This window comes from Streptomyces sp. NPDC029836 (assembly GCF_055574495.1).
Window position 1 is genome coordinate 319,065 of sequence record NZ_JBVHZI010000002.1, and the last position, 25,462, is coordinate 344,526.

Below are 25,462 nucleotides of genomic sequence, written 5' to 3' on the forward strand. Positions count from 1 at the left end.
CGGGTGCCGCCGGCGTGCCCGGGGGTCCGGGCGGGACCCTGCTCGCGGGCGAGGGGCGGGGCCGGGCGGGGCCCCGCGGGGCCGCGCCCGGGTACGGCGGAACCGCCTGTCAGCGGGGTCACCACGTCACCTGCCTGGGGTCGGGGAGGGTTGCTGCTGCGGGGGCTGGGGCGTGCCGCCCGGGCCGGACGAGGGGCCCTGCGCGGCGGGGTCCTGGGCGGCCGGGTCGGGGGCCGCCGGGTTCGGGGAGCCCGGGGCGCCGGAGGCCGCCGGGGCCCGGCCCGCGGGCGCGGGCACGGGCGCGGGGGCCCCGGACGGCGCCCCGGCGGGGGTCGCGCTCTGGCCCGGGGCGGGCTGGGCGGTGGGCGGCGGGGAGGGCGGCGGCGGGGCCTCGGCCGTCGAGACGGCGCCGGCGACCTTGCCGTCCGCGCCGATGAAGACCGGGCTGCCGCCGGGTACCAGGCCCAGTTCGTGGGCCCGGCGCTGGAGGGCGTCGGGGGCCGAGTAGCCGTCGACGTCGCGCTGGAGGGCCTGTTCCTCGTCGGTCAGCGCGGTGGTCTCCTTCTTCAGCTTGCTCAGCTGGAAGGAGCCCTCGTTCAGTGCGGAGTTCAGCAGCAGCAGGCTGATCAGGCCGCCGCCGAGGAGGGCCACGACGAGCAGGACGAACGGCATCCGGGGCGCCTGCCCCGGCGTCCCGCCGGGCCGTGCGGCCGGGCCGCCGCCGAGCGCCCGGCCGATGCGGGCCGCCTGCCCGCGGGTCAGGGTGGCCACCTTGCCGGCCCTGCCGCCACCGGAGCGGCCCGCCGGGGTCACAGCCGCGCCTCGCGGATGCGCTCGACGCCGCGGCACCGGGCCGGGGCGGCCCGCCGGTTCTCGGCGATCTCCTCCTCGGTCGGCAGTTCGGCGCCGCGCGTCAGCAGCTTCAGCTTCGGTTGGTACTTCTCCGGCACCACCGGCAGCCCGGGCGGCGCGGTGGAGGCCGCGCCCGCCGCGAAGACCTGCTTGACGAGCCGGTCCTCCAGGGAGTGGTACGAAAGCACCGCGATCCGGCCGCCCACCGCGATCCGGTCCACCGCCGCCGGGATGGCCCGCTCCAGACCGGAGAGCTCGCCGTTGACCTCGATGCGCAGGGCCTGGAAGGTCCGCTTGGCGGGGTTGCCGCCGGTGCGCTTGGCCGCCTGCGGGAGGGAGTCGCGGATCAGCTCGACGAGCCGGGCGCTGTTGGTGAAGGGGTTCTTGTCCCGTTCGCGGACGACCGCCGACACGATCCGCTTGGCCTGCTTCTCCTCGCCGTACTGGCGCAGGATCCGGACCAGCTCGCCGGGGGCGTAGGTGTTGAGGACCTCGGCGGCGCTGATGCCTGTGCTCTGGTCCATGCGCATGTCGAGCGGGGCGTCCTGCGCGTAGGCGAACCCGCGGTCGGCCTCGTCGAGCTGCATGGAGGAGACGCCCAGGTCGAAGAGGATGCCCTGGACGGTGGGGATCCGCAGGCCGTCCAGCACCTCGGCCAGGTCGGCGTAGATCGCGTGGACGAGGGTGACGCGGTCGCCGAACGGCGCGAGGCGCTCGCCGGAGAGCCGCAGGGCTTCCTTGTCGCGGTCGAGGCCGATCAGATGGGCCTCGGGGAACCGGGTCAGCAGGGCCTCGCTGTGGCCGCCGAGGCCGAGGGTGCAGTCGACGACGACCGCCCCCGGCCTCTCCAGCGCCGGGGCCAACAGGTCCAGGCACCGCTGGAGCATCACCGGGACATGTCGGGACTCGCTAGTCAAAGCGCCCTCTCAGATAACGGCGCGGCAGGCGTACGCCGCGCCGCGCACGCGGAGTTTTACCAGGGGACCGGGCGGCCGCTGAGGGCCGGGCTCCGGCCGGTTCGCGTCACTTTAGTGCAACGGTCGCCACGGTCAACGAACCGCCCCGCGCCCGGTGCGCCCCTCTCACGGTGAATCCGCAAAAGCCGCGAATCACCTGAATGGCGGCCTCCGCCCCACCCCTGTGGGTTAGCTCACAACAAGGCTCGTTGACCTTCTTTGTCCACCCTCACTCCATGCCTCACCGGCCTGTGACCACTAACGTCTTCACCATGACGACTTCCGCATCCCTGCCAGCCACCCCCGCGCCCCAGGCATCCGGCGCCTCCGTCACCGATCGCCTCGTCGAGGCGAACCGGAAGTACGCCTCGGCGTTCACCGACCCGGGCATGGACGCCCGCCCGGTCCTCCAGGTGGCCGTCGTGGCCTGTATGGACGCCCGCCTCGACCTGCACGCCGCCCTGGGTCTGGAACTCGGTGACTGCCACACCATCCGGAACGCGGGCGGGGTGGTCACCGACGACACCATCCGCTCCCTCACCATCAGCCAGCGGGCGCTGGGCACCCGCGCGGTGATACTCATCCACCACACCGGCTGCGGTCTCGAAAGCCTGACCGAGGACTTCCGGCACGAGCTGGAGGACGAGGTCGGCCAGCGCCCCGCCTGGGCCGTCGAGGCCTTCCGGGACGTCGACCAGGACGTCCGCCAGTCCATGCAGCGGGTCCGCACGAACCCCTTCATGCTCCACCGCGACGATGTGCGAGGCTTCGTCTTCGACGTGCACACCGGGCTGCTGCGGGAGATCGATCCCGCCTCTTGAGTGACACGGGGCCGTAACGGCGTCAAGAATGCGGTGTGGCGCCCCCCGGACGACCTCCGGGGCCGGTGTCCGCGTTCAGGGGTGGGCCGGTACATGCGCCAACGGCGTCGGCCCTGGGAAAGGGCCGAGGAGAACCAGGTGACCACGTACGACGACCGAGCCAGCCTCGCGGATCTGACCAGCACGGCAGAGCGGGTCCGCCAGTCGGTCGAGGGCGTGATCGAGGGCAAGCCCGAGGTCGTGCGCCTCGCGCTGACGGTGCTGCTCGCCGAGGGACACCTGCTGATCGAGGACGTCCCCGGCGTCGGCAAGACCATGCTGGCCAAGACGCTCGCCAAGTCCATCGACTGCTCGGTGCAGCGCATCCAGTTCACTCCGGACCTGCTGCCCTCCGACATCACCGGCGTCAGCATCTACGACCAGCAGCGCCGCGAGTTCGAGTTCAAGCCGGGCGCGATCTTCGCGCAGATCGTCATCGGTGACGAGATCAACCGAGCCTCCCCCAAGACCCAGTCGGCGCTGCTGGAGTCGATGGAGGAACGCCAGGTCACCATCGACGGCACCACGTACGCCCTGCCCAGCCCGTTCATGGTGGTCGCCACGCAGAACCCGGTGGAGATGGAGGGCACCTACCCGCTCCCCGAGGCGCAGCGCGACCGCTTCATGGCCCGCGTCTCCGTCGGCTACCCCAGCCCCGAGGCCGAGCTCCAGATGCTCGACGTGCACGGCGGGGTCTCCCCGCTCGACGACCTGACGGCCGTCGCGCACGCCCACGAGATCATCAAGCTGATCGAGGCCGTCCGCGAGGTGTACGTGGCCGCACCGGTCCGCCGCTACGTGGTCGACCTGGTCTCCGCGACCCGCAGCCACCCCGACCTGCGCCTGGGCGCCTCCCCCCGCGCCACCCTGCACCTGCTGCGCGCCGTGAAGGCCTCGGCCGCGCTGTCCGGCCGGGACTACGTCCTGCCCGACGACGTGCAGGCGCTGGCCGCGCCCGTCCTCGCGCACCGGCTGCTGCCCACGGCGCAGGCGCAGCTGAACCGGCGCACCGCCGAGCAGGTCGTCCACGACATCCTCCAGCGCACCCCCGTTCCCGCCGCGCACGCCCGCGGCGAGATGCCGCCCGGCGCGGGCATCCGGGGCTTCTGATGGGCGCCGGTGCCCCGCGCGGCGCCGGCGGGCTGCCGAGGGAGGCGGGCGGGCTTCGGGCCTCGCTGGCCGGCCTGACCACCCGGGGCCGGTCGTTCCTGGCCGCCGGGGCCGCCGCCGCCGCGTGCGCGTACGTGCTGGGCCAGAGCCAACTGCTGCGGGTCGGGCTGCTGCTGGTCGTCCTCCCGCTGATCTGCGTACTGGCCCTGCACCGCACCCGCCACCGGGTCTCCGGCAGCCGCCGGCTGACCCCCTCGCGGGTGCCCGCCGGCGGTGAGGCCCGGGTCCAGCTGCGGATGGAGAACGTCTCCCGCGTCCCGACCGGGCTGCTCATGCTCCAGGACCGGGTGCCGTACGTACTGGGGCCCCGGCCCCGGTTCGTCCTGGACCGGGTCGAGGCGAGCGGCCGTCGCGAGGTCTCCTACCGGGTCCGTTCCGACCTGCGCGGCCGCTATCCGTTGGGCCCGCTCCAACTGCGGCTGACCGACCCCTTCGGGCTGGTCGAGCTGACCCGCTCCTTCAGCGCCTACGACACCCTGACCGTCGTCCCCCGCACCGAGCCCCTGCCCCCGGTCCGGATGACCGGCGAGGCGAACGGATACGGCGACGGCGTCCGCCGCTCGCTGGCCCTGGCCGGGGACGACGACGTGATCCCGCGCACCTACCGGCGCGGCGACGACCTGCGCCGGGTCCACTGGCGCTCCACCGCACGCTACGGCGAGCTGATGGTGCGCCGCGAGGAACAGCCGCAGCGCAGCAAGGCCACCGTGCTGCTGGACACCCGCCGCCGCGCGTACGAGGGCGCCGGTCCGGACTCCGCCTTCGAATGGGCGGTCTCCGCGGCCGCCTCCACCCTGCTGCACGTGCTCGAACAGGGCTTCTCGGCCCGGCTGCTGACCGACACCGGCGACTGCGCGGGTGGCGAGGGCGGCGGCTTCTCCTCGGGCGGGCAGGAGTCCGCCGAGGCGGCCGGACTGATGATGGACACCCTCGCGGTGGTCGGGCACTCCGACGGGTCCGGGCTCTCCGCCGCCCACGACGCCCTGCGCGGCGCCGGCGCCGGTTTCGCCGCGTCCGGCGGGGACGGCCTGCTCATCGCGTTCTTCGGCGACCTGGACGACGTACAGGCGGAGACGGCGGCGCGGATGCGCCGACGCAGCGCGGGCGCCGTGGCGTTCGTACTGGACCCGGCGACCTGGGCGGGCGAGCCCACGCGGGTGGAGGAACGGCTGCGCAGACTGCGGGACGCGGGCTGGACGGCCGTGTCCGTACCGCCCGGCGCCGCGTTCGGCGAGCTGTGGCGGCAGGCGGGGAACGCTCCGCTCGGCGCGGGAAGCTTCGGAGGCCGGGAATGAGCGGACGGGCGCGGGTGACGTTCTTCGCGATGCTGGCGACGCTCCTGACCTCCTGGTCACTGGCCCCGCTGGTGGAATCCTCCGGCTGGCTGCTCCAGGCGGCCGCGCTGCTGGGCGTGCAGGCGGCGGTGGGCGCCGGGGCCCGACGCGTGCCGCTGGCCCGGTCGCTGACCGTGGCGGCCCAGTTGCTGGTGTCCCTGCTGCTGCTGGCGTTCCTCTTCGCCGGGAAGGCCGAGTCCACCGGATCAGGGCCGCTGGCGTTCCTCGTCACCGACTTCGGGGCGCTGTTCCAGCAGGGCACCCGGGACGTCGCGGAGTTCGCGATCCCGGCCCCGACGACGGACGGCATCCGCCTGTTGCTGCTGTCCGGCGTCCTGCTGATCGGCCTGCTGGTCGACGTCCTCGCGGTGACCGTGCGCGCCGCCGCGGCGGCGGGACTGCCGTTGTTGGCGCTGTACTCGGTGGCCGCCGGGCTGTCCGCCGGGCAGGGCGGTGCCTGGTTCGCCTTCGTGCTGGCCGGCGGCGGCTACCTGATGCTGCTGCTCTCCGAGGGCCGCGACCGGCTCGCCCAGTGGGGGCGGGTCTTCGGCGCGGCCCCCGGCGGGCGCGTCTCGGCCGCCTCCGGTTACGGGGGCGGCGCGGGCGCCAAGGCGGTCGCCCCGGTGCGCACCGGGCGCCGCATCGGCGTGGCCGCGCTGGGTCTGGCGCTGCTCGCGCCGGCCCTGCTGCCCGCGCTGGGCAGCGGCGTACTGGGTCCGCCCGGCGGGGACGACGGTACGGGCGGCGGGACCGGCGGGACGATCTCGGCGGTGAACCCGCTGGTCTCCCTGCAGAGCAGCCTGAACGCGCAGGACAACCGGGTCGTCCTGCGGTACCGCACCGACAGCCCGCAGCTGGGCGAGCAGTACCTGCGGATCCTGGCGCTGGACGAGTTCAACGGGGTGAAGTGGGAGGCCTCCGGGCGCCCGCTCACCGACGTCCCCGAGCGGATGCCGACCCCCACGGGGCTGAGCGAGCGGGTCCGCGAGAGCGCGAGCGAGGTGCGCACCACCGTTTCGGCGGCGGACACCTACGCCCAGCGCTACCTGCCGATGCCGTACCCGGCGACGCAGGTGGACATCGGCGGGAAGTGGCGCTTCGAGCCGGCCGGCCGGACCCTGGTCGGCGACCAGCTGGGCAAGGACCGCTTCCAGAACGTGCAGGGCGCGCAGTACACGGTACGGAGCCTGCTGCTGCGGCCCACGGCGGCGCAGTTGCAGTCCGCGCCGGGCCCGAACCCCTTCGTGCGGGCGGAGTACACCAAGCTGCCGGACAACCTGCCGCCGGTGGTGGCGGAGACGGCCCGGCGGGTCACGGCCGGGGCGAAGGACGACTACACGCGGGCGGTCAGGATCCAGGACTTCTTCGCGGTGAACGGCGGCTTCCGCTACGACACGAAGGTGTCCTCCGGTACGGGTTCGCAGGCCATCGCCCGGTTCCTGAACGACAAGGAGGGCTTCTGCGTCCACTTCGCGTTCTCGATGGCGGCCATGTCGCGGACCCTCGGGATCCCGGCGCGGGTCGCGGTCGGCTTCACCCCGGGCGAGAAGCAGGCGGACGGCAGCGTCAACGTCTCCATGCGGGACGCGCACGCCTGGCCGGAGCTGTACTTCGAGGGCGTCGGCTGGACCCGGTTCGAGCCGACGCCCCGCGCGGGCATCTCGGTGCCGGACTACAGCCGCGCCGAGTCCCCGGCCCCGCAGCCGTCGGCGCCGTCCGCGCTGCCGTCACAGCCCGTCACGCAGCCCTCGGCGGCGCCGTCGACGGCGAACGAGTGCCCGCCCGAGCTGAAGCGGCTGGGCGAGTGCGGCGGTCCGGCGCTGAAGCAGGACGGCGCCCCGGGTTCGGGCGGTCCTTCGGTCGGCGCGGTCCTCGGTTGGACGGGTGCGGCCCTGGCGGTGCTCGCGCTGCCGCTGCTGCCGGTGGTGTGGCGCGGTCGGGTCCGGGCGCGCCGGTTGGGTTCGCGGGAGGTGCTGGACGCCTGGCGGGAGTTGGGTGACGCCGCCTGGGACGTGAACGTGCTCCCGGACGAGGCGCTGTCGCCGCGGCGGGCCGCGGATCGCTTCGTGACGCTGGGCAAGCTGGAGGCGGAGCCGGCCGGGGCGGTCCACCGGGTGGCGGGCGCGGTCGAACGGGCGCTGTACGCGCCGCCCGGCGCCGACCTGTCCTACCCCGGTCTCGCGGACGACGTCCTGCTGGCCCGGGCCGGCCTGCTGGCGGGCGTCGGCCGGGCCGGGCGGCTGCGGGCGCTGCTGCTGCCGCGGTCGGCGGCCCGGGTGTCCTGGGTTGTCGCGGCCCGTTGGGCCGCGCTGTCGGAGCGGGTGTCGGCCGTGGTCGGCCGCATCCGGATCCCGCTGCGCGGGCGGGGCTGAGGGCGGGCCGGTCGGCCGCCGCCCGCGGCTCCTTACGCACGGAAAACGCCGGTGTGTCCGGGCTCGTTCCCCCCGAGCCCCGACCCACCGGCGTTCCCGTGTCCGGGCTCCCCCGTGGCCCGTTCCCCCCTGTTTCCCCGTCCGGCCAGGGGTCCGGCCCGCTCCGCGGCCCCGTGTCCGCGGTGCGGGCCGAAGCCCTGTCCGTCACCCCCAGTCTGCTGTCCTCGCAGGTGGGAGCCCATCCGTACGGGTACTCATTTCGGCGCCTGGGTACGGATACTCAGTTCTACGTCGCGGACGTGCCCGGTCGGCACCGCCGACCGGGGGGTCCGACCGGCGTCATCGACTGCCGCTGACCCGGCCCCGCAGGAGCAGCGACAGCGCCGAGTGGACGTCGTCCAGCGAGCGTTCGCTCTGGAATGCCTGCCAGTCCAGCGCCGCCACCAGCACCATTCCGACCATCGCCGCCGCCGTCAGCGGGACGTCGATCTCGGCGCTGAGTTCGCCCCGCTCGACGCCCTCGCGCAGCACCGTCTCGACGACCGCCACGGCTTCCTGGCGGACCACCATCAGGGTCGACTGCCAGGCCCGGTTGGTCCGCCACAGTTCGGCGACGTAGAGCTGGGTGAAGGCGGGGTAGCGGTCGATGAAGACCAGCCCCGCGCGGATCATCCCGTCCAGGGCCTCGACGCGGCTGCCGCCGCGGGCCTCCGTCTCCTCGGCCGCCGCCCGCAGCGAGGCGGTGAGCAGCCCCACCCCGTGCCGCAGGAGCTCCTCGAAGAGGTCGGTCTTGCTGGCGAAGTTGTAGTAGACGGTGCCCTTGGCCACGCCCGCCCGCTCCGCGATCTCGTCGACCGTGGTCGCGGAGAACCCCTGTTCGGCGATGAGGGTGACGGCGGCTTCGTAGAGCTTCTGCCGGGTGGCCCGGCGGCGTGCGCCGCCCGTGCCCGTACCGGTGCTGCTGCTTTCCATGGCGCTGATTCTCACAGGTCAACAGCCCCTCACAGGCTCAGTTCCGGGTGCAGCCGGTCCATCGTCCACACCTGCTTGCCGCGGGCGGCGAGCGCGGTGAGGGCGAGCGCCCCGAGCGTGAAGGCCATCAGGACCGCGCTGCCCTGCCACACCGGGGCGAGGTCGCCGCCGGTGATCAGCCGGCGCAGGCTCTCGACGACGTACGACATCGGGAGGTACGGGTGGATGGCGTTGAAGAAGCCCGGACTGGTCTGAACGGGGTACGTACCGCCCGCGGAGGTCAGCTGGAGCATCAGGGCGGCCAGCACCAGGATGCGGCCGGCGGCGCCGAACTTGGCGTTCAGCCACTGGACGATCGCCGCGAAGCAGCCGGTGACCAGCAGGAGGAAACCGATGGTCAGCGCCGGCCGGGCCATTTCCAGGCCGAGGCCGGGCGCCCAGTGCAGGACGGACATCAGCAGGCCGACCTGGGCGGCGCCGATCCCCACGACGGGCAGCCAGCCCGCGAGGGCGATCCGCCAGGGCGAGGCGCCGGTGGACAGGGCCCGCTTGTTCATCGGTGCGATGAGCATGTAGGCGACCATCGCGCCGACCCACAGGGACAGCGGGATGAAGTACGGGGCGAAGCCGGTGCCGTAGTTGGGCGCCTTGTGCAGGGACTGGTTGGCGAGCCGGATCGGGTCGGACATGACCTGGGTGCGGGCGTCGCGCGCCTGCTGGTCGTAGTCCGGGATCTTGCCGGCGCCGTCGTGCAGACCGCCGGCGAGTTCGCCGGAGCCGTCGACCAGCTTGTAGATGCCGCCGTCGAGGGTGTGCGCGCCGTCGCCGAGCTTGCCGACGCCCTCGTTGATGGCGCCGGAGCCCTTCATGGCGGTGCCGATGCCGGTGTGCAGCTGGCCCATCCCGGAGGAGACCTTCTGGGCGCCGCTGTTGAGGGCGTTGACCTTGGTGACGGCCTGGTCGAGGTCGGAGGCGAGGGAGGGTGCCTTGTCGACGAGCTCGCGCGCCTTGTTCTCCAGTTCGGTGAGCTGGCCGCGGAGCTTGCCGAGGTCGGTGCCGGCGGCCTGCGCGACCTTGTTGGCGTCGGCGGCGGCCGCCGCGCCCTCGGAGACGTCGTCCTTGACCTTCTTCAGGTCGGGGCAGGAGGCCAGGTGCGGTTCGGCGCCGGGGGTCACGCAGTGGTCGGTGTAGTACTTGTCCGCCCCGGTCTGGGCCCGCTTGGTGACGCCGGCCGCGACGGGCGCGGCCTTCATGAAGGTGTCGAGGTGCTCCCGGACGACCTTGGCGGAGTCCGCGACGAGCGCCGCGTTGGCCGCCAGCGACTTCGGGTCGCTGACGAACGGCTTGGCCTTGGCGGCCGCGCCGTTGACCTTGTCGGCGAGGATCTGGGTGCCTGCGGCGAGGTCCTTCGCACCGGTCTCCAGCTGTCCGGCGGAGGTGTTGAGCTTCTTCAGCCCGCCGTTGAGCTCGCCGGTCTTCTCCTTGGCCGTGTCGAGGCCGTCGGCGAGGTCCTTGGCGCCCTTCTGCGCCTTGCCCGCGCCGTCCTTCAGCTTGTCGGCGCCGTCGGCGGCCTCGGCGGTCTTGTCGTGCAGGTCGGAGAAGTTGACGAAGATCTTGTCGAGGAAGCCGCGGGAGGCGTTGGTGGACGCCGCGGAGCGGACCTCGGAGAAGACGGTCTTGGAGATCGAGCCGACGATGTAGTTGTTCGCGTCGTTCGTGCGGACCTGGAGGGCGCCGGTGGCCGGGTCGTCGCCGGAGCTGGAGGCGATCTTCGCGCTGAAGTCGGCGGGCATGGTCAGGGACAGGTAGTACGTCCCGTCCTCCAGGCCCCTCGCCGCCTCGGCGGGGCTCACCTCGCGCCAGTCGAAGGTCTTGCTGTCGTGCAGCTTCTTGGTGATCTCGTCACCGGCCTCGATCCGCTTGCCGTCGACGGTGGCGCCCTTGTCGACGTTGACGAGGGCGACGGGAACCTTGTCGAGACGGCTGTACGGGTCCCAGAAGGACCAGAGGTACAGGGCTCCGTACAGCAGCGGCAGCAGGAGCAGCGCGACGAGCGCGGCCCGGGGCAGCTTGCCCCGCCCGAACCGCTTCAGCTCAAGCGCGGCCAGCTTCGGCGATCGCATCGTCCGCCGCTCCCTTCGGGTCGTGGTGGGGGGTGGTGGCCGGGGCGTTCTTGGTGGTCGTGCCGGTGTCCGCGGAGGTTTTCGTGGCCGTTTCCGTGGCCGTTTCCGGGTCCGGTGCGGTGTCGGTATCCATGGCCGTTTCCGGGTCCGGTGCGGTGTCGGCGGGAGCGCCGGTCCTGCTGTCGGTCGTGCCGTCGGTCCTGGCCTCGGCCTTGGTTCCGGCTTCCGCCGGGGCGTCGTCCGTGTCGTTGTCCGGGGCCGCCTTCCGGGCGGCCGCCGCGTCCGGTGCGGGCGCGGCTCCTTCGGAGAGGCCCCAGGTGATCTTCGGACCGGCACCTCGGGAGGCGACGGGAGCGGGCTCCGCGGTCCCGCGCCCGGCCGGTGCGGCGGCCTCGGCCTCGGCCGGAGCCTTGGCCTTGGTCTTCGCTTTGGTCTTCGCGTCGGTCTTCGCGTTGGTCTTGTCGGTCTTCGCCGGAGCCTCGGTCTTCGCCGGAGCCTGGGTCTTCGTCGGAGCCTTGGCCTTCGTCGGGGTCGGGACCGTGCGCAGCACCGTCACGTCCGCCGGGGCCTTGCTGCACACCGCGAGCACGGTGGTGCCGCGGGCGGCGATGGACCGGAGCAGGGCCCAGACCTCGTCGCGCTCGGAGTCCGAAAGCTTGATGTCCAGGTCGTCCAGGGCCAGCAGGCGGGGGTTGCCCAGCAGGGCGATGGCCACGGAGAGCCGTACGGCCTCCGGCCGCTCCAGGTCGCGCACCGAGGTGCGCGGCCCCTTCGGCAGCGTCGCCAGGTCGAGGCCGACCACGGTCAAGGCCTCCTCGATCAGGACCTTGGCGGCGGTCCGGCCCTCGCCGCGCGGGCGCAGCAGGGCGCGCACGGGGCCGGTGTAGTGCCGCTGGAGGAGGGCGCCCTCGCGCAGTTGCTCGGTGACGGTGAGCGCCTGGTCGAGGTCGTTGACCCCGGGGACCGGGCCGAGGGCGCAGATCCGACGGACCGCCGCCATCTTCTTCGGCAGTCGGTGGCGGCCGATCTCGGCGTACCCCTCGGTGGCCTTCATCCGCCCGGTGAGGGCGAGGAGCAGGCAGGTCCGACCGCTGCCGGACGGGCCTTCGAGCGCGATGAGCGAGCCGGGCGCCGCGTCGATCCCCACGCCCCGGAAGGCCCAGCCGCGCGGGCCCTTGAGTCCGAAGTCCTCGGCCTTGACGGCCGCGCCGTGCGGGCTGTCCACGCCATCCCCCTTCTTTTGAACTGACCGGTCAGTTCAAAAACTATCAGGTTCAGGGCCAAGGGCCGTACCCGAGGGGGACTTTGGGGGTAAAAGCGCAGGTCAGGGTGATTGTCAGTGCCGGTCGTCACGATGGAGGGGCACGCGCACACCGCACGCGTACCCGCAACACCGCCGAGCACCACGCAACGACAGGAGGTTCGTCATGGCCACACCGTCCCCGTCCCGTGTCCACCCCGTCCCGCGCAGGTCGGCCGCACCTTCCCCTACGGCTCCGCCGCGGGGAGACCCCACTGCCGCCCTGGACCTGCTCGCCAAAGCCCGCGACGGCCTGGCCGAGGCGGCCCGGCTGCCCCGGTCCAACGAGCGGTACGCCACCGCACACCTGGCGGCGCTGCGCGCCGCCGCGGCGGTGCTCGCCGCGCGCGGGCGCTCCGAGCCGGTCCACCCGCGGCGCAGGCCGCGGATCCGCAGCGCGTGGGAGGTGCTCCCGGAGATAGCGCCGGAGCTGACGGAGTGGAGCGCCCTGTTCGCCTCCGGCGCGGCCCGCCGGGCGCGGGCCGAGGCGGGGATACGGGACGCGGCGACCGACCGGCAGGCGGACGACCTGGTGCGGGAGACGGGGATGTTCCTGCGCCTGGTCGAGCGGATGCTCGCGCTGCAACCCGTGGCGCAGGCCCTGCCGCTGCCGAGGACACCGGGACCGGAGCGTCCGGAGGCGGGATGACCTGCCCGGCTGTCCGAGGCCATAGGGTGGGGATCGCACCGCTCCCCCACCCATACGCGCCGAGGAGTCATCAGTCGTGTCGGACAATTCCCGCCCCCGTGCCTCCCTTCGCACCGCCGTGGTGTGGGAGGTCCTCAAGGAGGCCCTCGACCGCCGGGTGAAGGCGACCGGGCGGGACGTGCTGGACGTACTGGACACCGGCGGCGGCACCGGCAAGTTCGCCGTGCCGGTGGCTCACCTGGGCCACCGGGTGACCGTGGTCGACCCCAGCCCGAACGCCCTCTTCGGGCTGGAGCGCCGGGTCTCCGAGGCGGGCGTCGCCGATCTGGTGCGCGGGGTCCAGGGCGACGCCCAGGGCCTGCTGGACGTGGTCGAGCGCGACACGTACGACGTCGTGCTCTGCCACGGCGTGCTGGAGTACGTGGACGACCCGGCCGAGGGCGTCGCCAACGCGGTCGCGGCCCTGCGCCCGGGCGGCGTCCTCAGCGTGCTCGGCTCCGGCGTCGGCGGGGCCGTGCTCGCCCGCGCGCTGGCCGGCCACTTCACCGAGGCCCGTACGGCCCTCACCGACCCGGCCGGCCGCTGGGGCGCCGGCGACCCGGTGCCGCGCCGCTTCACCGCCGAGCAGCTCGGGGAGCTGGTCGGCGGAGCGGGCCTCGCCGTCGGCGCGGTGCACGGCGTACGGATCTTCGCCGACCTGGTCCCCGGGGTCCTGGTCGACACCGAACCCGGCGCGGTGGAGGCACTGCTGCGTCTGGAGGAGGCCGCGGCCGAGCTCCCGGCCTTCCACGCGGTCGCCACGCAACTGCACGTTCTGGGCGAGAAGCCCGCCTGATCTGCGGGCATGCGCGAACCGGGCTCGGCCGCACACCCTCCCAATCGGCGCTCCTCCCCGTATGATCGGAAGCACCGGTCGGCATGGCGGACTGCTCATTGGGGAATAAGCGCCTCAGTGACCGCACTGGCGGCGGTACGGTTTGACCACAGATTTGACACCGTGCCTCACCGGCTCGGTGGATTCGCAGAATGTGGCGTAGAGGGCGGGTGTCACGGGGGCGATTCCCCGCCTATCCTGAAGGGGACCCCTGGTCGCTCACCCCGCGACCGACGGATGAGGAGGACTCCCGTGCCGCTCTCGGAGCACGAGCAGCGAATGCTCGAGCAGATGGAGCGAGCGCTGTACGCCGAAGACCCCAAGTTCGCGACAGCGCTTGAGGGTAGTGGACTGCGCACGTACACCCGGCGACGGGTCTACCAAGCAGTCGCAGGCATTGTGGTGGGTATCGCGCTCCTCATGACCGGTGTGATCGTGCCGAACGTGCTCTGGATCAGCGTGGTGGGTTTCCTCGTCATGCTGGGATGTACGGTCCTCGTGGTCACCGGTTGGCGCAAGGCACCCAAGCCTGGCGAGCAGCCCGTCTCCGGAAGTGCAGACGGCTCGGCCCCCGGCCGCAGTCGACAGCGTCGGTCGATGATGACCCGGATCGAGGAACGGTGGCAGCGCCGCCGTGACGAACAGGGGCAGTGAGCCCCGCGCGAACCGATCGGTGAGGGGACGGACGCCCGAGGGCGGCCGTCCCCTCCGCCGTTTCCGCCTGCCGGAGCAACCGTCCTGCGGCATGATGACCGGGTGAGTGTGCTCCCCCTGGTCTTCACCAGCGGCTGGGCCAGCGGGATCAATGCGTACGCCGTGATCCTCCTGCTCGGCATCTTCGGCGCGACCGGACTGAGCGACGACGTACCCGCCGCGCTACAGCGCCCCGACGTCCTGATCGCGGCGGCCGTGCTGTTCCTCTGCGAGGCCGTCGCCGACAAGATCCCCTACGTGGACTCGTTGTGGGACTCGGTCCACACCGTCATCCGGCCGCTGTCCGGGGCCGTGGTCGGCGCCCTGCTGGCCGGGCAGAGCGGCTCCCTGTCGGACCTCGCCGCCGGTGCGGTCGGCGGTTCCACGGCGCTGGCCAGCCATTTCGTCAAGGCCGGCACCCGGATGGCCATCAACACCTCACCGGAGCCCGTCAGCAACATCGCGATGAGCACGGCCGAGGACCTCGGCGTCGGCGCGATCGTCACCTTCGCCATGTTCAACCCGCAGGCCGCCGCCGTCATCGCGGCCGTACTGCTGATCACCGGCCTGGCCATGGTGATCTACCTATGGAGCCGGATCCGCCGCTTCCTGCGCCGGCGGGCCCAGCGCCGCGAGGAGAAACGCCTCGCCGCCGAGGTCCGCGCGGCCGGCGGGGCACCACCGGACTGACCCCCGACCTCCCTCGATAGGCTCAGCCCCATGGCACGAATTGCGGTGATCGGCGCCGGGATGGGCGCGATGGCGACGGCGGCCCGACTGGCCGTGGCGGGCCACCGGGTGACGGTCCACGAACGCGGACCCGACTACGGGGGCTCGGTCGGGCGGTACCGGCGCGACGGCTTCGCCTTCGACACCGGCCCGGGCCTGCTGCACCTGCCCGCGGTCTACCGCGATCTGTTCATCAAGACCGGCAAGCGGCCCCTGGAGGACCACGTCGACCTGGTCCAGCTGGACCCGGCCGTGCGGCACGTCCTCGGCGACTCCGGCGCCACCACCGTCACCCTGCCCGGCAACTCGCGCGGCGGGGTCGCCGCGGCCCTCGACGGGGCCTTCGGCCGGGGCGCGGGCGACCGTTGGAACGCGGTGCTGGGCCGCGCCCGCGACACCTGGGACGCCACCCGCCGCCCCCTGCTGGAGGAGCCGCTGCGCCCCGACCGGCGAGCGCTGGGCCGCGACCCGTACCCGGCGCTGCGCGGGAGCGGGCTGCTGCGCCGGCGCCCGCCGACCCTGGCCGAGGTGGCCGGGCGCGAGCTGGGCGGCGCCCTCGCCGAGCTGCTGACCGCCCGGGTCGAGACGTACGGCATCGATCCCGGCTCCGCGCCCGCCTCCGCCGCCGCGCTGCCGTACATGGAGCAGACCTTCGGCAGCTGGTACGTCCGGGGCGGGCTGCGCGCCCTGGCCACCGCCGTCCACGAACGCTGCCTGGAACGGAAGGTGGAGTTCGTCCTCGGCTCCGGCGTACGGGACGTCCTGACGCGGGACGGCCGGGCCGCCGGGCTGCTGCTCGACGACGGCACCGAGGAGCCCGCCGACCTCGTCGTCTGCGGCATCGACCCGAGGCAACTGCCCGCCGACTCCCCCGCCTGGGCCCCGGACGCCGTGCCGGCCCGGGGCGCGGGGGTGCCCAGCCGGGTCACCCTGCTGCTCGCCCTGCGCGGGGCCCGGCCGGCGGACGCCGTGCACCGCACCCTGGTCCACCGCGACCCGGCCCACCGGGACGGTGCCGACGCGGGGACGGTCACCGTCCTGCGCCCCGACGACCCGACGACCCGGCCCGACGCGGACCACGAGGCCGTCACCGTGAGCGCCGTGTGCGACCCGGGGGCGCCGCAGGGCCTTCCCGGGGCGCAGGAGCTGCTCGCCCGCGCCGAACGGGCGGTACCGGGGCTGCGGGAGAGGCTGCTGTGGCACGAGGTGCGCACCCCGGCCGATGTGGAGGCGGCGACCGGCGCCCTCGGCGGGTCCGTGCCCCCGCCGGCCCTCGCGGGGGCGGGCGGTCGGCTGCTCTACCCCGCGAACACGACGGCCCTGCCCGGCTTCTACCTCGCGGGCGGCTGGGCCCACCCGGGCGGCGGGCTCCCGCACGCCGGGATGACCGGGGCGCTGGTGGCCGGGCTGATCGTGGAGGGGGACCGCTTCCGGGGGTCGCAGTAACCCCGGTCGCGGTGGCCCGGGCCGCGGTGGCCCGGGTCGCGGTGGCCCGACCAGCGGTGGCCCCGACCCGGTAGCGCCCGCCCGGCGGCCGTCAGTAGCGGTACTGGTCGTACTCGCCGTTGCCGTTGCCGTTGCCGTTGCCCTGGTCGTGCTGGTCGTGCTGGCCGTGCTGGTCGTTCGGGTGGCCCTGCTGACCCTGGTACGGGTAGCCCTGCTGGTCCCGGCCGTCCTGGCCCGGGTACGGGGGCTGCGCCTCGTTGGCGCGCTGCTGCGGGACCCAGACCCCGCCTGGCGGGGTGTCCATCGAGTACTGCTGCTGCGCCGGGTCGTACGGGGCGTAGCCGGAGTAGTCGTAGGCGGGCGGGGCGACCGTGCCGCCGGTGCCGATGTACGGGTCCGAGTAGGCGGCGTAGACCTGCTGTTCGCCGGTCGGGTAGCCGCCGGACCAGTCGTAGCCCTGGCCGGCCTGCTGCTGGTCGTAGTACGCCGCGTACTGCTGGGCGTCCTGCTCGGGCCGGCCCTGGGGCGCGGACCCGTCGCCCTGGCGGGGGGCGAAGCTCTGTATGCCGTACGAGCCGGTGTCCTCGGGGACCGGCTCCGGGGTGAAGACCCGCGTCGAGTCCACGTCGCCGTCGTCGCGTCCCTCGTGGCCGTCGCGTCCCTCGTGGCCGCGGCGCCCGGCGGAGAGGTCCGCGCCGGAGGCGTCCGGGCCCTGGGATCCGTACTCCAGCGCCGTCACCTCCAGCCCGGCGTCCGAGCGGAGTCCCTTGCCCGCGCGGCGACGTCGGCCCTGTTCCTGCGGGGCGGGCTCCCCGCCCTTGCGCAGCGACCAGCCGGCCACGAAGCCCTTGCGGAAGGACAGGGTCACCAGGGTCTGGCCCAGGGCGAAGGCGACGGCGCCCGCGCCGATCACGTACACCGAGGGCAGGACCACCCCCGCCACGACGCCGAGGAACCCGGTGAAGGCGAGCAGGCGCCAGCGGAGCCGGGCCTTGTACTGCATCAGGACCTCGGCAAGCAACCACAACGCGACGACACCGAACGCGATGTAGAGGACCGTCATTCCCATGCGTGGCCCCTCTCGGTACGGCCGCCCGCACGGGAACGGGGATTGGCCGGTCAGGCCCGCTGGTGCAGGCCCAGGTTCTCGTAGATCTCGAGGGACGCCGTGGAATTGTTCAGCGTGATGAAGTGCAGTCCCGGAACACCCTCGGACAGCAGCCGCGCGCAGAACTCCGTGGCGAACTCGATGCCAATGGAGCGTACAGCGGCCGGATCGTCCTTGACCGCGAGCATGCGCTCTTTCACGTTCTCGGGGAAGACGGCGGTGCTGAGTTGCGGCAGCCGGTCGAGCTGTTTGACGCCCACAACAGGCATGACCTCGGGGATGATCGGGGTGTCGCAGCCCGCCTTCGCGACGCTGTCGCGCAGCCGCAGATAATTCTCCGGATCGAAGAACATCTGGGTGATGGCGTAGTCCGCGCCCGCGCGGCACTTGTCCACGAAGTGCCGGATGTCCGTGTCCCAGTCCTCCGAGCGGGGGTGCATCTCGGGGAACGCGGCGACGCCGACGCAGAAGTCCCCGGACTCCTTGAGCAGCCGGACCAGGTCGGCGGCGTAGTCCACGCCCTCGGGGTGCTTGACCCACGGCGCCATCGGGTCGCCCGGCGGGTCCCCGCGCAGCGCGAGCATGTTGCGGATCCCGGCGTCCGCGAACTGGCCGATGACGTGGCGCAGCTCGGCGACCGAGTGGTCCACGGCGGTGAGGTGCGCGACGGGTGTCAGGGTGGTGTCGGCGGCGATCTGCTGGGTCGCGCGGACGGTGCCGCCGCGGGTGGAGCCACCGGCCCCGTAGGTCACCGAGACGAAGCTCGGGGAAACCGCCTCGATCCGGCGGAGCGCGTTCCAGAGGTTGCGCTCGCCCTTCTCCGTCTTGGGAGCCCAGAACTCGAATGAGTACGAGCCCCCGGACGCGATGAGATCGCGGACCGTGTGCGCACGATCCGACCAGGTGGAAGCGGTACCAAGGGCCATACGGGCAGGTTAGACGCGGCTTGCCGGTCATCGAAGCCACGTCCATCCATTGGACACATTTTTGGACACCCTGCGGGGAGGTTCCCGGGCCGTGACGTCGACCCGGAACGCCGTGCCCCGGCGGCCTCAGCCCGCGGCGACCTCGGCGCGGGCGCGCACGCGCCGGGCGAGGTCCGCGGCGGCCGCGCCGGGGTCGGAGGACTCGGTGAGGGCCCGTACGACGACGACGCGGGTGGCGCCGGCGTCCAGGACCTCGTCCAGGTTGCCGGCGTCGATGCCGCCGATGGCGAACCAGGGCCGGTCCTGGCGCAGGGCGGCGGCGTGGCGGACGAGGTCGAGGCCGGGGGCGTGTCGGCCCGGCTTGGTGGGGGTGGGCCAGCAGGGGCCGGTACAGAAGTAGTCGACGCCGGGCTCGGCGGCCGCCTCGTCGACCTCGGACTCCGAGTGGCAGGAGCGGCCGATGAGGACGCCGCCACCGAGGATGGCGCGGGCGGCCGGGACGGGGATGTCTCCCTGGCCGAGGTGCAGGACGTCGGAGCCGATGGCGTGCGCGACGTCGGCGCGGTCGTTGACGGCGAGGAGCTTGCCGTGGCGGCGGGCCGCCTCGGCGAAGACCTGGAGGTGTTCCAGCTCCTCGCCGGCCTCCATGCCCTTGTCCCGGAGCTGGACGATGTCCACGCCGCCGGCCAGGACGGCGTCCAGGAACTCGGGGAGGTCACCCTGCCGCCTGCGGGCGTCCGTGCACAGGTAGAGCCGGGCGTCGGACAGCTGCTGCATGGGTGTTCCCCCCGTGGTGGTGGCGGTGTGCGGGCCGGTGGGACCGGCCCGCACACCGGTGGATCAGCTCATCAGAGGGCGAGCGCCTGCGCGCGGCGCTTCACCTCCGTGCCGCGATTCTCACTCAACGCCTGCACGGGGCTGCCGGGCAGGGTCGGATCCTCGGTGAAGAGCCATTCCAGGATCTCCTCCTCGGAGAAGCGGTCGTCGCGCAGCACGGTCAGGAGGCCCACGAGGCCCTTCACGACCTTGTCGCCGTCGATGAACTGGGCCGGAACCTGCAGGGTGCGGTTCTCGCCCCGGCGTACGGCGATGAGCTGGCCTTCCTTGACCATCTGGCGGACCCGGGTCACCTCGATGTCGAGCATCTCCGCGATGTCGGGGAGGTGCAGCCAGGAGGGGACGAGGGCATCGATCTTTGCGTCAATCTCGGTCACGGACACAAGCCTGCCATCTCGGACGGGCCGCCGGTACCTGGCCCGTCCGTCCGGGGTCCGGGCCGCCTCCCGCCCGGGCGGCGCGGTGCGGACTTCCCCGCTCCGCCCGGCCGCGTCCCCGCCCGTGTCCCGGCCCGCCCCGGCCGTCAGGCGGTGGCGGACTTCAGCGGGGCGGCGGGGTCCGCCACCCGGGCCGGGTCGAGCCGGACGCCCGACTCGATGAGCTTGCGGCCCTGTGCGAGGTCCCGCGGCCGGCCGACGGCCAGGACCGCGACCAGGGCGGCGTCCCGCAGCCAGCACACCGACCAGCCCGCCCCGCCCGGGTCGCCGCGCCACAGCAGGGTGTCGGCCCCGGCGTGGTGTCCCGCGTACTGGACGAAGCGGCCGAACTGCTCCGACCAGAAGTACGGCACCGGGTCGTAGGCCCGTACGGGCTCCCCCGCCAGGATGTTCGCCGCGACGGCGCGCGGCCCCTGGAGGGCGTTGTCCCAGTGGTGGACCAGCAGCCGCGCACCGTAGCGGGCCGAGGGGAAGGAGGAGCAGTCGCCGACGGCGTACACCCCGGGGAGGGTGGTGCGCAGGTGGGCGTCCGCGGTGACGGAGCCGTCGGGGCCGAGGTCGACGCCGGTGCCGGCCAGCCAGTCCGTCGCGGGGCGGGCGCCGATGCCGACGACGACGGCGTCCGCCGCCAGTTCCCGGCCGTCCGCGAGCCGGACCCGGCCCTCCTCGACGCCGGCCACCTTCGCGCCGGTGATGAGCTCGGCGCCCGCCTCGGCGTACCAGTGCGCCATCGGGGCGGTGACCTCGGCCGGGAGGGCGCCCGCCAGGACCCGGTCCGCCGCCTCGACGACGGTCACGGCGCAGCCCGCCGCGCGGGCGGCGGTGGCGAACTCGGCGCCGATCCAGCCGGCCCCGACGACGACGGTGGCGGGGGCGGCGGCCAGGACGGGCCGCAGCCGGGCGGCGTCGTCGAGGGTGCGCAGCAGGTGCACGCCGGGGACGCCTTCGGTGCCGGGCAGGGTCAGCGGTCGCGCGCCGGTGGCCAGGACGAGGGCCCCGTACGGGACGGGTCCGGCCCCGGTGTCCAGTTCGCGGGCGGCGTGCCGCAGGCCGGTGACCTCGGTGCCGAGCCGCAGCTCGATGTCCAGGCCCTCGAAGTCGACGTCGAAGGCGGAGTCCTCGGCCTTGCCGAGCAGCACCGCCTTGGACAGCGGGGGCCGGTCGTAGGGCTGGTGGGGTTCGGCTCCCAGCAGGGTCACGGGGCCGGTGAAGCCCTGTTCGCGCAGGGCCACCGCGGTCTGCACCCCGGCCATTCCGGCGCCGACGATCACGACACCGGGCTTCGTCTGTTGCGTCTGCTCGCTCACCCGACCCAGCCTAGTTCCCTGACGATTCGTCAGGAATAGCGGGTGCGGCGGCCCGGGCGGGACGGCGGGGAGCCCACGGGCCGAACAGCGCCGGGGCGGTGGCGGGACGGCGGGAGGCAGCGGGGAGGCAGCCTTACCCGCCACCGGCCACGGGGTTAGTCTGGCCACCGTTACCCATCGCGGGAGTCCGGGCGCACCGGGCTGAGAGGGAGGCTAGCCGGCCTCCGACCGTACGAACCTGATCCGGGTCATGCCGGCGAAGGGAGGGGCTGGACGCCCATGCACTCATCTCGGAAGGGATCCGACGTCCTCGTCATCGGGGGCGGGATCATCGGCCTGGTCATCGCCTGGCGGGCCGCCCGGCGCGGCCTGCGCGTCGTACTGGCCGACCCGGACCCGGGCGGCGGCGCGGCCCGGGTCGCGGCGGGCATGCTGGCCGCCGTCACGGAACTGCACTACGGCGAGGAGACCCTGCTCGGGCTCAACGTGGCTTCCGCCGCCCGCTATCCGGACTTCGCCGCCGAACTGCACGAGGCCGCCGGCGGCATGGACATCGGCTACCGGGCCTGCGGCACCCTGGCCGTCGCCCTCGACGCCGACGACCGCCTCCACCTGCGCGAACTCCACGCGCTCCAGCGCCGCTGCGGGCTGGAGTCCGAGTGGCTCACCGGCCGCGAGTGCCGCCGCCTGGAGCCGATGCTGGCGCCCGGGGTGCGCGGCGGGCTGCGGGTCGACGGGGACCACCAGGTCGATCCGCGCCGGCTCGCGGCCGCGCTGCTGGCCGCCTGCGAACGCTCCGGGGTGACGTTGCGCCGCAGCCGGGCGGACCGGCTCCTCACCAGCGGGGACCGGGCGGCGGGCGCCGTCCTGGACGACGGTACGGAGGTGCTCGCCGACCAGGTGGTGCTGGCCGCCGGCTCGCTCAGCGGCCGGCTGGCCGGCGTACCGCCCCAGGTGGCCGTTCCCGTACGGCCGGTGAAGGGGCAGGTGCTGCGGCTGTCGGTACCGGCCGCGTACGGCCCGTTCCTGTCGCGGACCGTACGGGCGGTCGTGCGCGGCAGCCACGTCTACCTGGTGCCGCGCGAGAGCGGCGAGCTCGTCGTCGGCGCCACCAGCGAGGAACTCGGCTGGGACACCACCGTCACCGCCGGCGGCGTCTACGAGCTGCTGCGCGACGCCCACGAGTTGGTGCCCGGCATCACCGAACTCCCGCTGGTGGAAACCCGGGCGGGGCTGCGCCCCGGCTCGCCGGACAACGCGCCGCTGCTCGGCCCGACCGAGCTGCCGGGCCTGCACCTGGCCACCGGCCACTACCGCAACGGGGTCCTGTTGACCCCCCTCACCGGGGACGTGATGGCGGAGTTGCTGGCGACCGGTGTCGTACCGGAGATCGCCCGCCCCTTCACCCCCCGCCGCTTCTCCCCCGCACGTCAGGAGTCCTACGCATGACCATCTCCGTCAACGGCGAGCCGCGCGAGTTCGCGGCCGGCACCACCCTCGACGCGGTGGTCGCCACTTTGTCCCGGGCGCCCAGGGGCGTCGCCGCCGCCCTCAACGAGACCGTGGTCCCGCGCGGGCAGTGGCCGCACACCCCCGTGGGCGACGGCGACCGCGTCGAGGTCCTCACCGCGGTCCAGGGAGGCTGACGGCGATGGCGGACGATCTCTTCGCGCTCGGCGGCCGGACCTTCTCCTCCCGCCTCATCATGGGCACCGGCGGCGCGCCGAGCCTGGACGTCCTGGAACGCGCGCTGACCGCGTCCGGGACGGAACTGACGACGGTGGCGATGCGCCGCCTGGACCCGACGGTGCAGGGCTCGGTGCTGTCGGTCCTGACGAAGCTCGACATCGCCGTGCTGCCGAACACGGCGGGCTGCTTCACCGCCGGCGAGGCCGTGCTCACGGCCCGCCTCGCACGGGAGGCCCTGGGCACGGACTGGATCAAGCTGGAGGTGGTCGCGGACGAGCGCACCCTGCTTCCCGACGGCGTCGAGCTGCTGGACGCCGCCGAGGTCCTGGTGGACGAGGGCTTCACCGTCCTGCCGTACACCAACGACGACCCGGTGCTCGCCCGCAAGCTGGAGGACGTGGGCTGCGCGGCGATCATGCCGCTCGGCTCCCCCATCGGTTCGGGCATGGGCATCCGCAACCCGCACAACTTCGAGCTGATTGTCGAGCGGGCCGGTGTCCCGGTCATCCTGGACGCGGGGGCCGGCACGGCGTCGGACGTCGCGCTGGCCATGGAGCTGGGCTGCGCGGGGGTGATGCTGGCCTCCGCCGTGACCCGGGCCCAGGACCCGGTCCTGATGGCCGCGGCCATGCGGGACGCCGTCTCGGCGGGACGCCTCGCGCACCGCGCCGGTCGCATCCCGCAGCGGCGCTTCGCCGAGGCCTCCTCCCCCGTCGAGGGCCGCGCCGCCCTCGACCCCGAACGCCCCGCCTTCACCTCCTGACCCTGCGGTACGGGCCCTGCCGGGCGGGGCCGGCAGGGGTCTGCGGGCGCCTGCCCGGAGGGGGACGTGCGTCACAGCTGCGCTGCAACCACCCCCATCCGGGCCGGTGGCGCGGTGGGCGCTCGTAGAATCGCCGGGTGGATACGACCCTGGATGACCCCCTCGTCGGGCGCGTGCTCGACGGCCGCTACCGCATCGATGCCCGCATCGCGGCCGGCGGCATGGCCACGGTCTACCGGGCCGTGGACACCCGCCTGGACCGCGTCCTCGCGCTGAAGGTGATGCACCCGGCGCTGGCCGCCGACGGCGCCTTCGTCGACCGCTTCATCCGCGAGGCGAAGTCCGTGGCCCGCCTCGCCCACCCCAACGTGGTGGCCGTCTTCGATCAGGGGACCGACGGTCCGTACACCTACCTCGCGATGGAGTACGTCTCCGGCTGCACCCTGCGCGACGTGCTCCGCGAGCGCGGCGCGCTCCAGCCGAGGGCCGCCCTCGACATCCTCGAACCGGTCCTCGCCGCCCTCGGCGCCGCCCACCGGGCGGGTTTCGTGCACCGGGACATGAAGCCGGAGAACGTCCTGATCGGCGACGACGGCCGGGTGAAGGTGGCCGACTTCGGGCTGGTCCGCTCCGTGGGCTCCGTCACGAACACCACCGGCTCGGTCCTCGGCACGGTCTCCTACCTGGCGCCCGAGCAGATCGAGAACGGGATCACCGACACCCGCGTGGACGTCTACGCCTGCGGCGTCGTGCTCTACGAAATGCTCACCGGCAGCAAGCCGCACAACGGCGGCAGCCCCGCCCAGGTGCTCTACCAGCACCTCAACGAGGACGTGCCGCCCCCGTCGGCCCTCGTCCCGGGCCTGCCGGCCGGTCTCGACGCGCTCGTCGCGCAGGCCGCCGCCCGCAACCCCGAGCTGCGCCCCTCCGACGCCGCCGCCCTCCTCGGCCTGGTCCGCGGCGTGCGGGACGGCCTCGGCGAGGGCGAGCTGGACGCCGTACCGCCGCAGGCGCTGGCCCGGACGCGCACCGCCGCCGAGGACCGTACGGGGGTGATTCCCCGCGCGGTGGACGATCAGCAGCCGGTGCTCCACACCTCGCGGCTGGCGTCGACGCCGCTCGCCTCCTCGGCGCCGCCGCCCCCGAGCCGCCGGCTGCCGCGCGGGCCCCGGCGCGGGCCGCTGCTGATCGTCGCGGGCGTGCTGCTCGCGCTCGGTCTCGGCACGGGCGTCTGGTACATCAACTCCGGCCAGTTCACGAAGGTCCCGAACCTGCTCGGCAAGTCCGAGGAGCGGGCGAAGTCCCAGCTGTCGGCGGCCGGGCTCGGGGTGAAGCGGATCGACCGCAAGTTCAGCGACGCCTTCGAGCGCGGGACGGTGATGAACACCGACCCCGAGGGCGGCAAGCGGATCCGCGGGAACGGCGCCGTGGTGCTCACCGTCTCGCGCGGCCCCGAGGTCGTCGGCGTGCCCGACCTCAAGGGTCGGCCGTTGGAGGAGGCCAAGGCCGAACTGACGAAGACGGGCCTGGCGCCCGGAATCGTCACGCAGGCCTTCAGCCAGGACGTCGCCCGGGGCTCGGTCATCAGCACCGACCCGGCGGGCGGTCAGCGGCGGGCGCCCGACACCGCGGTCGCGCTGGTCGTCAGCAAGGGGCGGCCCGTCCAGGTGCCGAACGTCACCGGCCGGACCCTGGACCAGGCGCGGGAAGCGCTGGAGGGCCTCGGCCTCACCGTGAGGACGGCCGGTGAGCAGGTCAACTCGCCCTCGGCGCCGGGCACGGTGGCCAACCAGTCGGCGCTCGCCGGCGCCCAGGCGGCCGCCGGTGACACGGTCACCCTCACCCTGTCCAAGGGCCCCCGCCAGGTGCAGGTACCGGACGTGACCGGCAAGGACCTGGACACGGCCCGCAGGACGCTGGAGAGCCTCGGCTTCCAGGTCAAGGTGGACCGGCCGTTCCTGTCCTTCAGCGACACGGTGGACTCCCAGTCGGTGCTCGGCGGCCTGAACGCCCCCGAGGGCAGCACGATCACGGTGCGGACGAGGGGCCTGTGAACCCGTCCGTC

General features: G+C 73.9%; 23 protein-coding genes and 1 riboswitch. Of the genes, 13 read left to right on the forward strand and 10 right to left on the reverse strand.

Going from position 1 to position 25,462, the window contains the following annotated elements; translation table 11 throughout:
* Positions 1-126 precede the first annotated feature (126 nt).
* Entirely contained in the window at positions 127-813 is a 687-nt protein-coding gene (ftsL, locus tag ACZ4XJ_RS07250; RefSeq protein WP_468495585.1) for a cell division protein FtsL, read from the reverse strand.
* Positions 810-1,769, reverse strand: a complete 960-nt coding sequence (rsmH, locus tag ACZ4XJ_RS07255) for a 16S rRNA (cytosine(1402)-N(4))-methyltransferase RsmH (RefSeq protein WP_362879686.1) — start codon at positions 1,767-1,769, stop codon at positions 810-812. Before rsmH ends, ftsL begins: the two co-directional genes overlap by 4 nt.
* 311 nt (positions 1,770-2,080) lie before the next feature.
* Between rsmH and ACZ4XJ_RS07260 the strand changes: the two genes are divergently transcribed.
* The 4 genes from ACZ4XJ_RS07260 to ACZ4XJ_RS07275 all read left to right on the forward strand — a co-directional run bounded on the left by ACZ4XJ_RS07260 (position 2,081) and on the right by ACZ4XJ_RS07275 (position 7,544).
* Positions 2,081-2,629: a beta-class carbonic anhydrase gene (locus ACZ4XJ_RS07260; RefSeq protein WP_362879688.1), complete on the forward strand. Its 549-nt coding sequence runs from the start codon at positions 2,081-2,083 to the stop codon at positions 2,627-2,629.
* 138 nt (positions 2,630-2,767) lie between these two features.
* Entirely contained in the window at positions 2,768-3,778 is a 1,011-nt protein-coding gene (locus ACZ4XJ_RS07265; RefSeq protein ID WP_362879690.1) for an AAA family ATPase, read from the forward strand.
* Positions 3,778-5,133 (forward strand): DUF58 domain-containing protein, encoded by a 1,356-nt coding sequence (locus ACZ4XJ_RS07270; protein WP_362879692.1) that lies wholly within the window; start codon positions 3,778-3,780, stop codon positions 5,131-5,133. Before ACZ4XJ_RS07265 ends, ACZ4XJ_RS07270 begins: the two co-directional genes overlap by 1 nt.
* A complete protein-coding gene (locus ACZ4XJ_RS07275) occupies positions 5,130-7,544 on the forward strand; it encodes a transglutaminase TgpA family protein (RefSeq protein ID WP_468495586.1) in 2,415 nt (804 codons plus the stop codon). The genes ACZ4XJ_RS07270 and ACZ4XJ_RS07275 overlap by 4 nt, the downstream gene beginning before the upstream one ends.
* A gap of 339 nt (positions 7,545-7,883) precedes the next feature.
* On the opposite strand, the gene ACZ4XJ_RS07280 is transcribed toward ACZ4XJ_RS07275, so the two are convergent.
* From ACZ4XJ_RS07280 to ACZ4XJ_RS07290, 3 genes are read right to left on the reverse strand one after another with little or no spacing between them, the layout of a single operon-like run.
* Positions 7,884-8,516, reverse strand: coding sequence for a TetR/AcrR family transcriptional regulator (locus ACZ4XJ_RS07280; RefSeq protein ID WP_362879694.1), 633 nt, complete (start codon positions 8,514-8,516; stop codon positions 7,884-7,886).
* Between the two features lie 29 nt (positions 8,517-8,545).
* Complete coding sequence (locus ACZ4XJ_RS07285; RefSeq protein ID WP_362879696.1) at positions 8,546-10,639, reverse strand: YhgE/Pip domain-containing protein; 2,094 nt, start codon at positions 10,637-10,639, stop codon at positions 8,546-8,548.
* Positions 10,611-11,864 (reverse strand): ATP-binding cassette domain-containing protein, encoded by a 1,254-nt coding sequence (locus tag ACZ4XJ_RS07290; RefSeq protein WP_468495587.1) that lies wholly within the window; start codon positions 11,862-11,864, stop codon positions 10,611-10,613. Before ACZ4XJ_RS07290 ends, ACZ4XJ_RS07285 begins: the two co-directional genes overlap by 29 nt.
* A gap of 202 nt (positions 11,865-12,066) precedes the next feature.
* Here ACZ4XJ_RS07290 and ACZ4XJ_RS07295 point away from each other — a divergent pair, with 202 nt between their 5' ends.
* The 5 genes from ACZ4XJ_RS07295 to ACZ4XJ_RS07315 all read left to right on the forward strand — a co-directional run bounded on the left by ACZ4XJ_RS07295 (position 12,067) and on the right by ACZ4XJ_RS07315 (position 16,330).
* Positions 12,067-12,588: an SAV_6107 family HEPN domain-containing protein gene (locus tag ACZ4XJ_RS07295; protein WP_362879697.1), complete on the forward strand. Its 522-nt coding sequence runs from the start codon at positions 12,067-12,069 to the stop codon at positions 12,586-12,588.
* Between the two features lie 76 nt (positions 12,589-12,664).
* Positions 12,665-13,423: a methyltransferase gene (locus ACZ4XJ_RS07300; RefSeq protein WP_468495588.1), complete on the forward strand. Its 759-nt coding sequence runs from the start codon at positions 12,665-12,667 to the stop codon at positions 13,421-13,423.
* Positions 13,424-13,714: 291 nt separating this feature from the next.
* A complete protein-coding gene (locus ACZ4XJ_RS07305) occupies positions 13,715-14,116 on the forward strand; it encodes a DUF3040 domain-containing protein (protein ID WP_362879700.1) in 402 nt (133 codons plus the stop codon).
* Positions 14,117-14,218: 102 nt separating this feature from the next.
* Entirely contained in the window at positions 14,219-14,845 is a 627-nt protein-coding gene (locus tag ACZ4XJ_RS07310) for a DUF4126 domain-containing protein (RefSeq protein WP_468495589.1), read from the forward strand.
* Between the two features lie 30 nt (positions 14,846-14,875).
* On the forward strand, positions 14,876-16,330 hold the full coding sequence (locus tag ACZ4XJ_RS07315; RefSeq protein ID WP_362879703.1) for a phytoene desaturase family protein: 1,455 nt from the start codon (positions 14,876-14,878) through the stop codon (positions 16,328-16,330).
* 91 nt (positions 16,331-16,421) lie between these two features.
* Here ACZ4XJ_RS07315 and ACZ4XJ_RS07320 read toward each other — a convergent pair whose 3' ends face one another.
* The 5 genes from ACZ4XJ_RS07320 to ACZ4XJ_RS07340 form a co-directional block, all read right to left on the reverse strand.
* Positions 16,422-17,399 (reverse strand): hypothetical protein, encoded by a 978-nt coding sequence (locus tag ACZ4XJ_RS07320; RefSeq protein WP_468495590.1) that lies wholly within the window; start codon positions 17,397-17,399, stop codon positions 16,422-16,424.
* A 50-nt stretch (positions 17,400-17,449) separates the two neighbouring features.
* Positions 17,450-18,364 carry a methylenetetrahydrofolate reductase [NAD(P)H] gene (metF, locus tag ACZ4XJ_RS07325; protein WP_362879706.1) on the reverse strand — a complete coding sequence of 305 codons (915 nt, stop codon included), beginning with the start codon at positions 18,362-18,364 and terminating at the stop codon, positions 17,450-17,452.
* A gap of 126 nt (positions 18,365-18,490) precedes the next feature.
* Positions 18,491-19,141, reverse strand: a complete 651-nt coding sequence (gene thiE, locus ACZ4XJ_RS07330) for a thiamine phosphate synthase (protein WP_362879708.1) — start codon at positions 19,139-19,141, stop codon at positions 18,491-18,493.
* 71 nt (positions 19,142-19,212) lie between these two features.
* Positions 19,213-19,578 carry an Rv2175c family DNA-binding protein gene (locus ACZ4XJ_RS07335; RefSeq protein ID WP_362879710.1) on the reverse strand — a complete coding sequence of 122 codons (366 nt, stop codon included), beginning with the start codon at positions 19,576-19,578 and terminating at the stop codon, positions 19,213-19,215.
* Between the two features lie 146 nt (positions 19,579-19,724).
* Complete coding sequence (locus ACZ4XJ_RS07340; protein ID WP_468495591.1) at positions 19,725-20,945, reverse strand: NAD(P)/FAD-dependent oxidoreductase; 1,221 nt, start codon at positions 20,943-20,945, stop codon at positions 19,725-19,727.
* 169 nt (positions 20,946-21,114) lie between these two features.
* Positions 21,115-21,227, forward strand: a riboswitch (TPP riboswitch).
* Between ACZ4XJ_RS07340 and thiO the strand changes: the two genes are divergently transcribed.
* From thiO to pknB, 4 genes are all read left to right on the forward strand, one after another.
* On the forward strand, positions 21,225-22,394 hold the full coding sequence (thiO, locus tag ACZ4XJ_RS07345; protein ID WP_468495592.1) for a glycine oxidase ThiO: 1,170 nt from the start codon (positions 21,225-21,227) through the stop codon (positions 22,392-22,394). Its footprint overlaps the riboswitch before it by 3 nt.
* Positions 22,391-22,591, forward strand: a complete 201-nt coding sequence (gene thiS, locus ACZ4XJ_RS07350) for a sulfur carrier protein ThiS (RefSeq protein ID WP_468495593.1) — start codon at positions 22,391-22,393, stop codon at positions 22,589-22,591. Before thiO ends, thiS begins: the two co-directional genes overlap by 4 nt.
* A 5-nt stretch (positions 22,592-22,596) precedes the next feature.
* Positions 22,597-23,397 carry a thiazole synthase gene (locus ACZ4XJ_RS07355; RefSeq protein ID WP_362879717.1) on the forward strand — a complete coding sequence of 267 codons (801 nt, stop codon included), beginning with the start codon at positions 22,597-22,599 and terminating at the stop codon, positions 23,395-23,397.
* A 137-nt stretch (positions 23,398-23,534) separates the two neighbouring features.
* Positions 23,535-25,451, forward strand: a complete 1,917-nt coding sequence (gene pknB, locus ACZ4XJ_RS07360) for a Stk1 family PASTA domain-containing Ser/Thr kinase (RefSeq protein WP_468495594.1) — start codon at positions 23,535-23,537, stop codon at positions 25,449-25,451.
* The last annotated feature ends 11 nt before the right edge of the window (positions 25,452-25,462 follow it).

Excerpts from the sequence above, each read along its gene's own strand:
- ACZ4XJ_RS07320 (WP_468495590.1), bottom strand. The coding sequence starts at position 17,399 with ATGGGAATGACGGTCCTCTACATCGCGTTCGGTGTCGTCGCGTTGTGG.
- metF (WP_362879706.1), bottom strand. The coding sequence starts at position 18,364 with ATGGCCCTTGGTACCGCTTCCACCTGGTCGGATCGTGCGCACACGGTC.
- ACZ4XJ_RS07315 (WP_362879703.1), top strand. The coding sequence starts at position 14,876 with ATGGCACGAATTGCGGTGATCGGCGCCGGGATGGGCGCGATGGCGACG.
- ACZ4XJ_RS07260 (WP_362879688.1), top strand. The coding sequence starts at position 2,081 with ATGACGACTTCCGCATCCCTGCCAGCCACCCCCGCGCCCCAGGCATCC.
- ACZ4XJ_RS07285 (WP_362879696.1), bottom strand. The coding sequence starts at position 10,639 with ATGCGATCGCCGAAGCTGGCCGCGCTTGAGCTGAAGCGGTTCGGGCGG.
- ACZ4XJ_RS07280 (WP_362879694.1), bottom strand. The coding sequence starts at position 8,516 with ATGGAAAGCAGCAGCACCGGTACGGGCACGGGCGGCGCACGCCGCCGG.
- ACZ4XJ_RS07295 (WP_362879697.1), top strand. The coding sequence starts at position 12,067 with ATGGCCACACCGTCCCCGTCCCGTGTCCACCCCGTCCCGCGCAGGTCG.
- ACZ4XJ_RS07355 (WP_362879717.1), top strand. The coding sequence starts at position 22,597 with ATGGCGGACGATCTCTTCGCGCTCGGCGGCCGGACCTTCTCCTCCCGC.
- ACZ4XJ_RS07270 (WP_362879692.1), top strand. The coding sequence starts at position 3,778 with ATGGGCGCCGGTGCCCCGCGCGGCGCCGGCGGGCTGCCGAGGGAGGCG.
- thiS (WP_468495593.1), top strand. The coding sequence starts at position 22,391 with ATGACCATCTCCGTCAACGGCGAGCCGCGCGAGTTCGCGGCCGGCACC.
- thiO (WP_468495592.1), top strand. The coding sequence starts at position 21,225 with ATGCACTCATCTCGGAAGGGATCCGACGTCCTCGTCATCGGGGGCGGG.
- ACZ4XJ_RS07275 (WP_468495586.1), top strand. The coding sequence starts at position 5,130 with ATGAGCGGACGGGCGCGGGTGACGTTCTTCGCGATGCTGGCGACGCTC.
- thiE (WP_362879708.1), bottom strand. The coding sequence starts at position 19,141 with ATGCAGCAGCTGTCCGACGCCCGGCTCTACCTGTGCACGGACGCCCGC.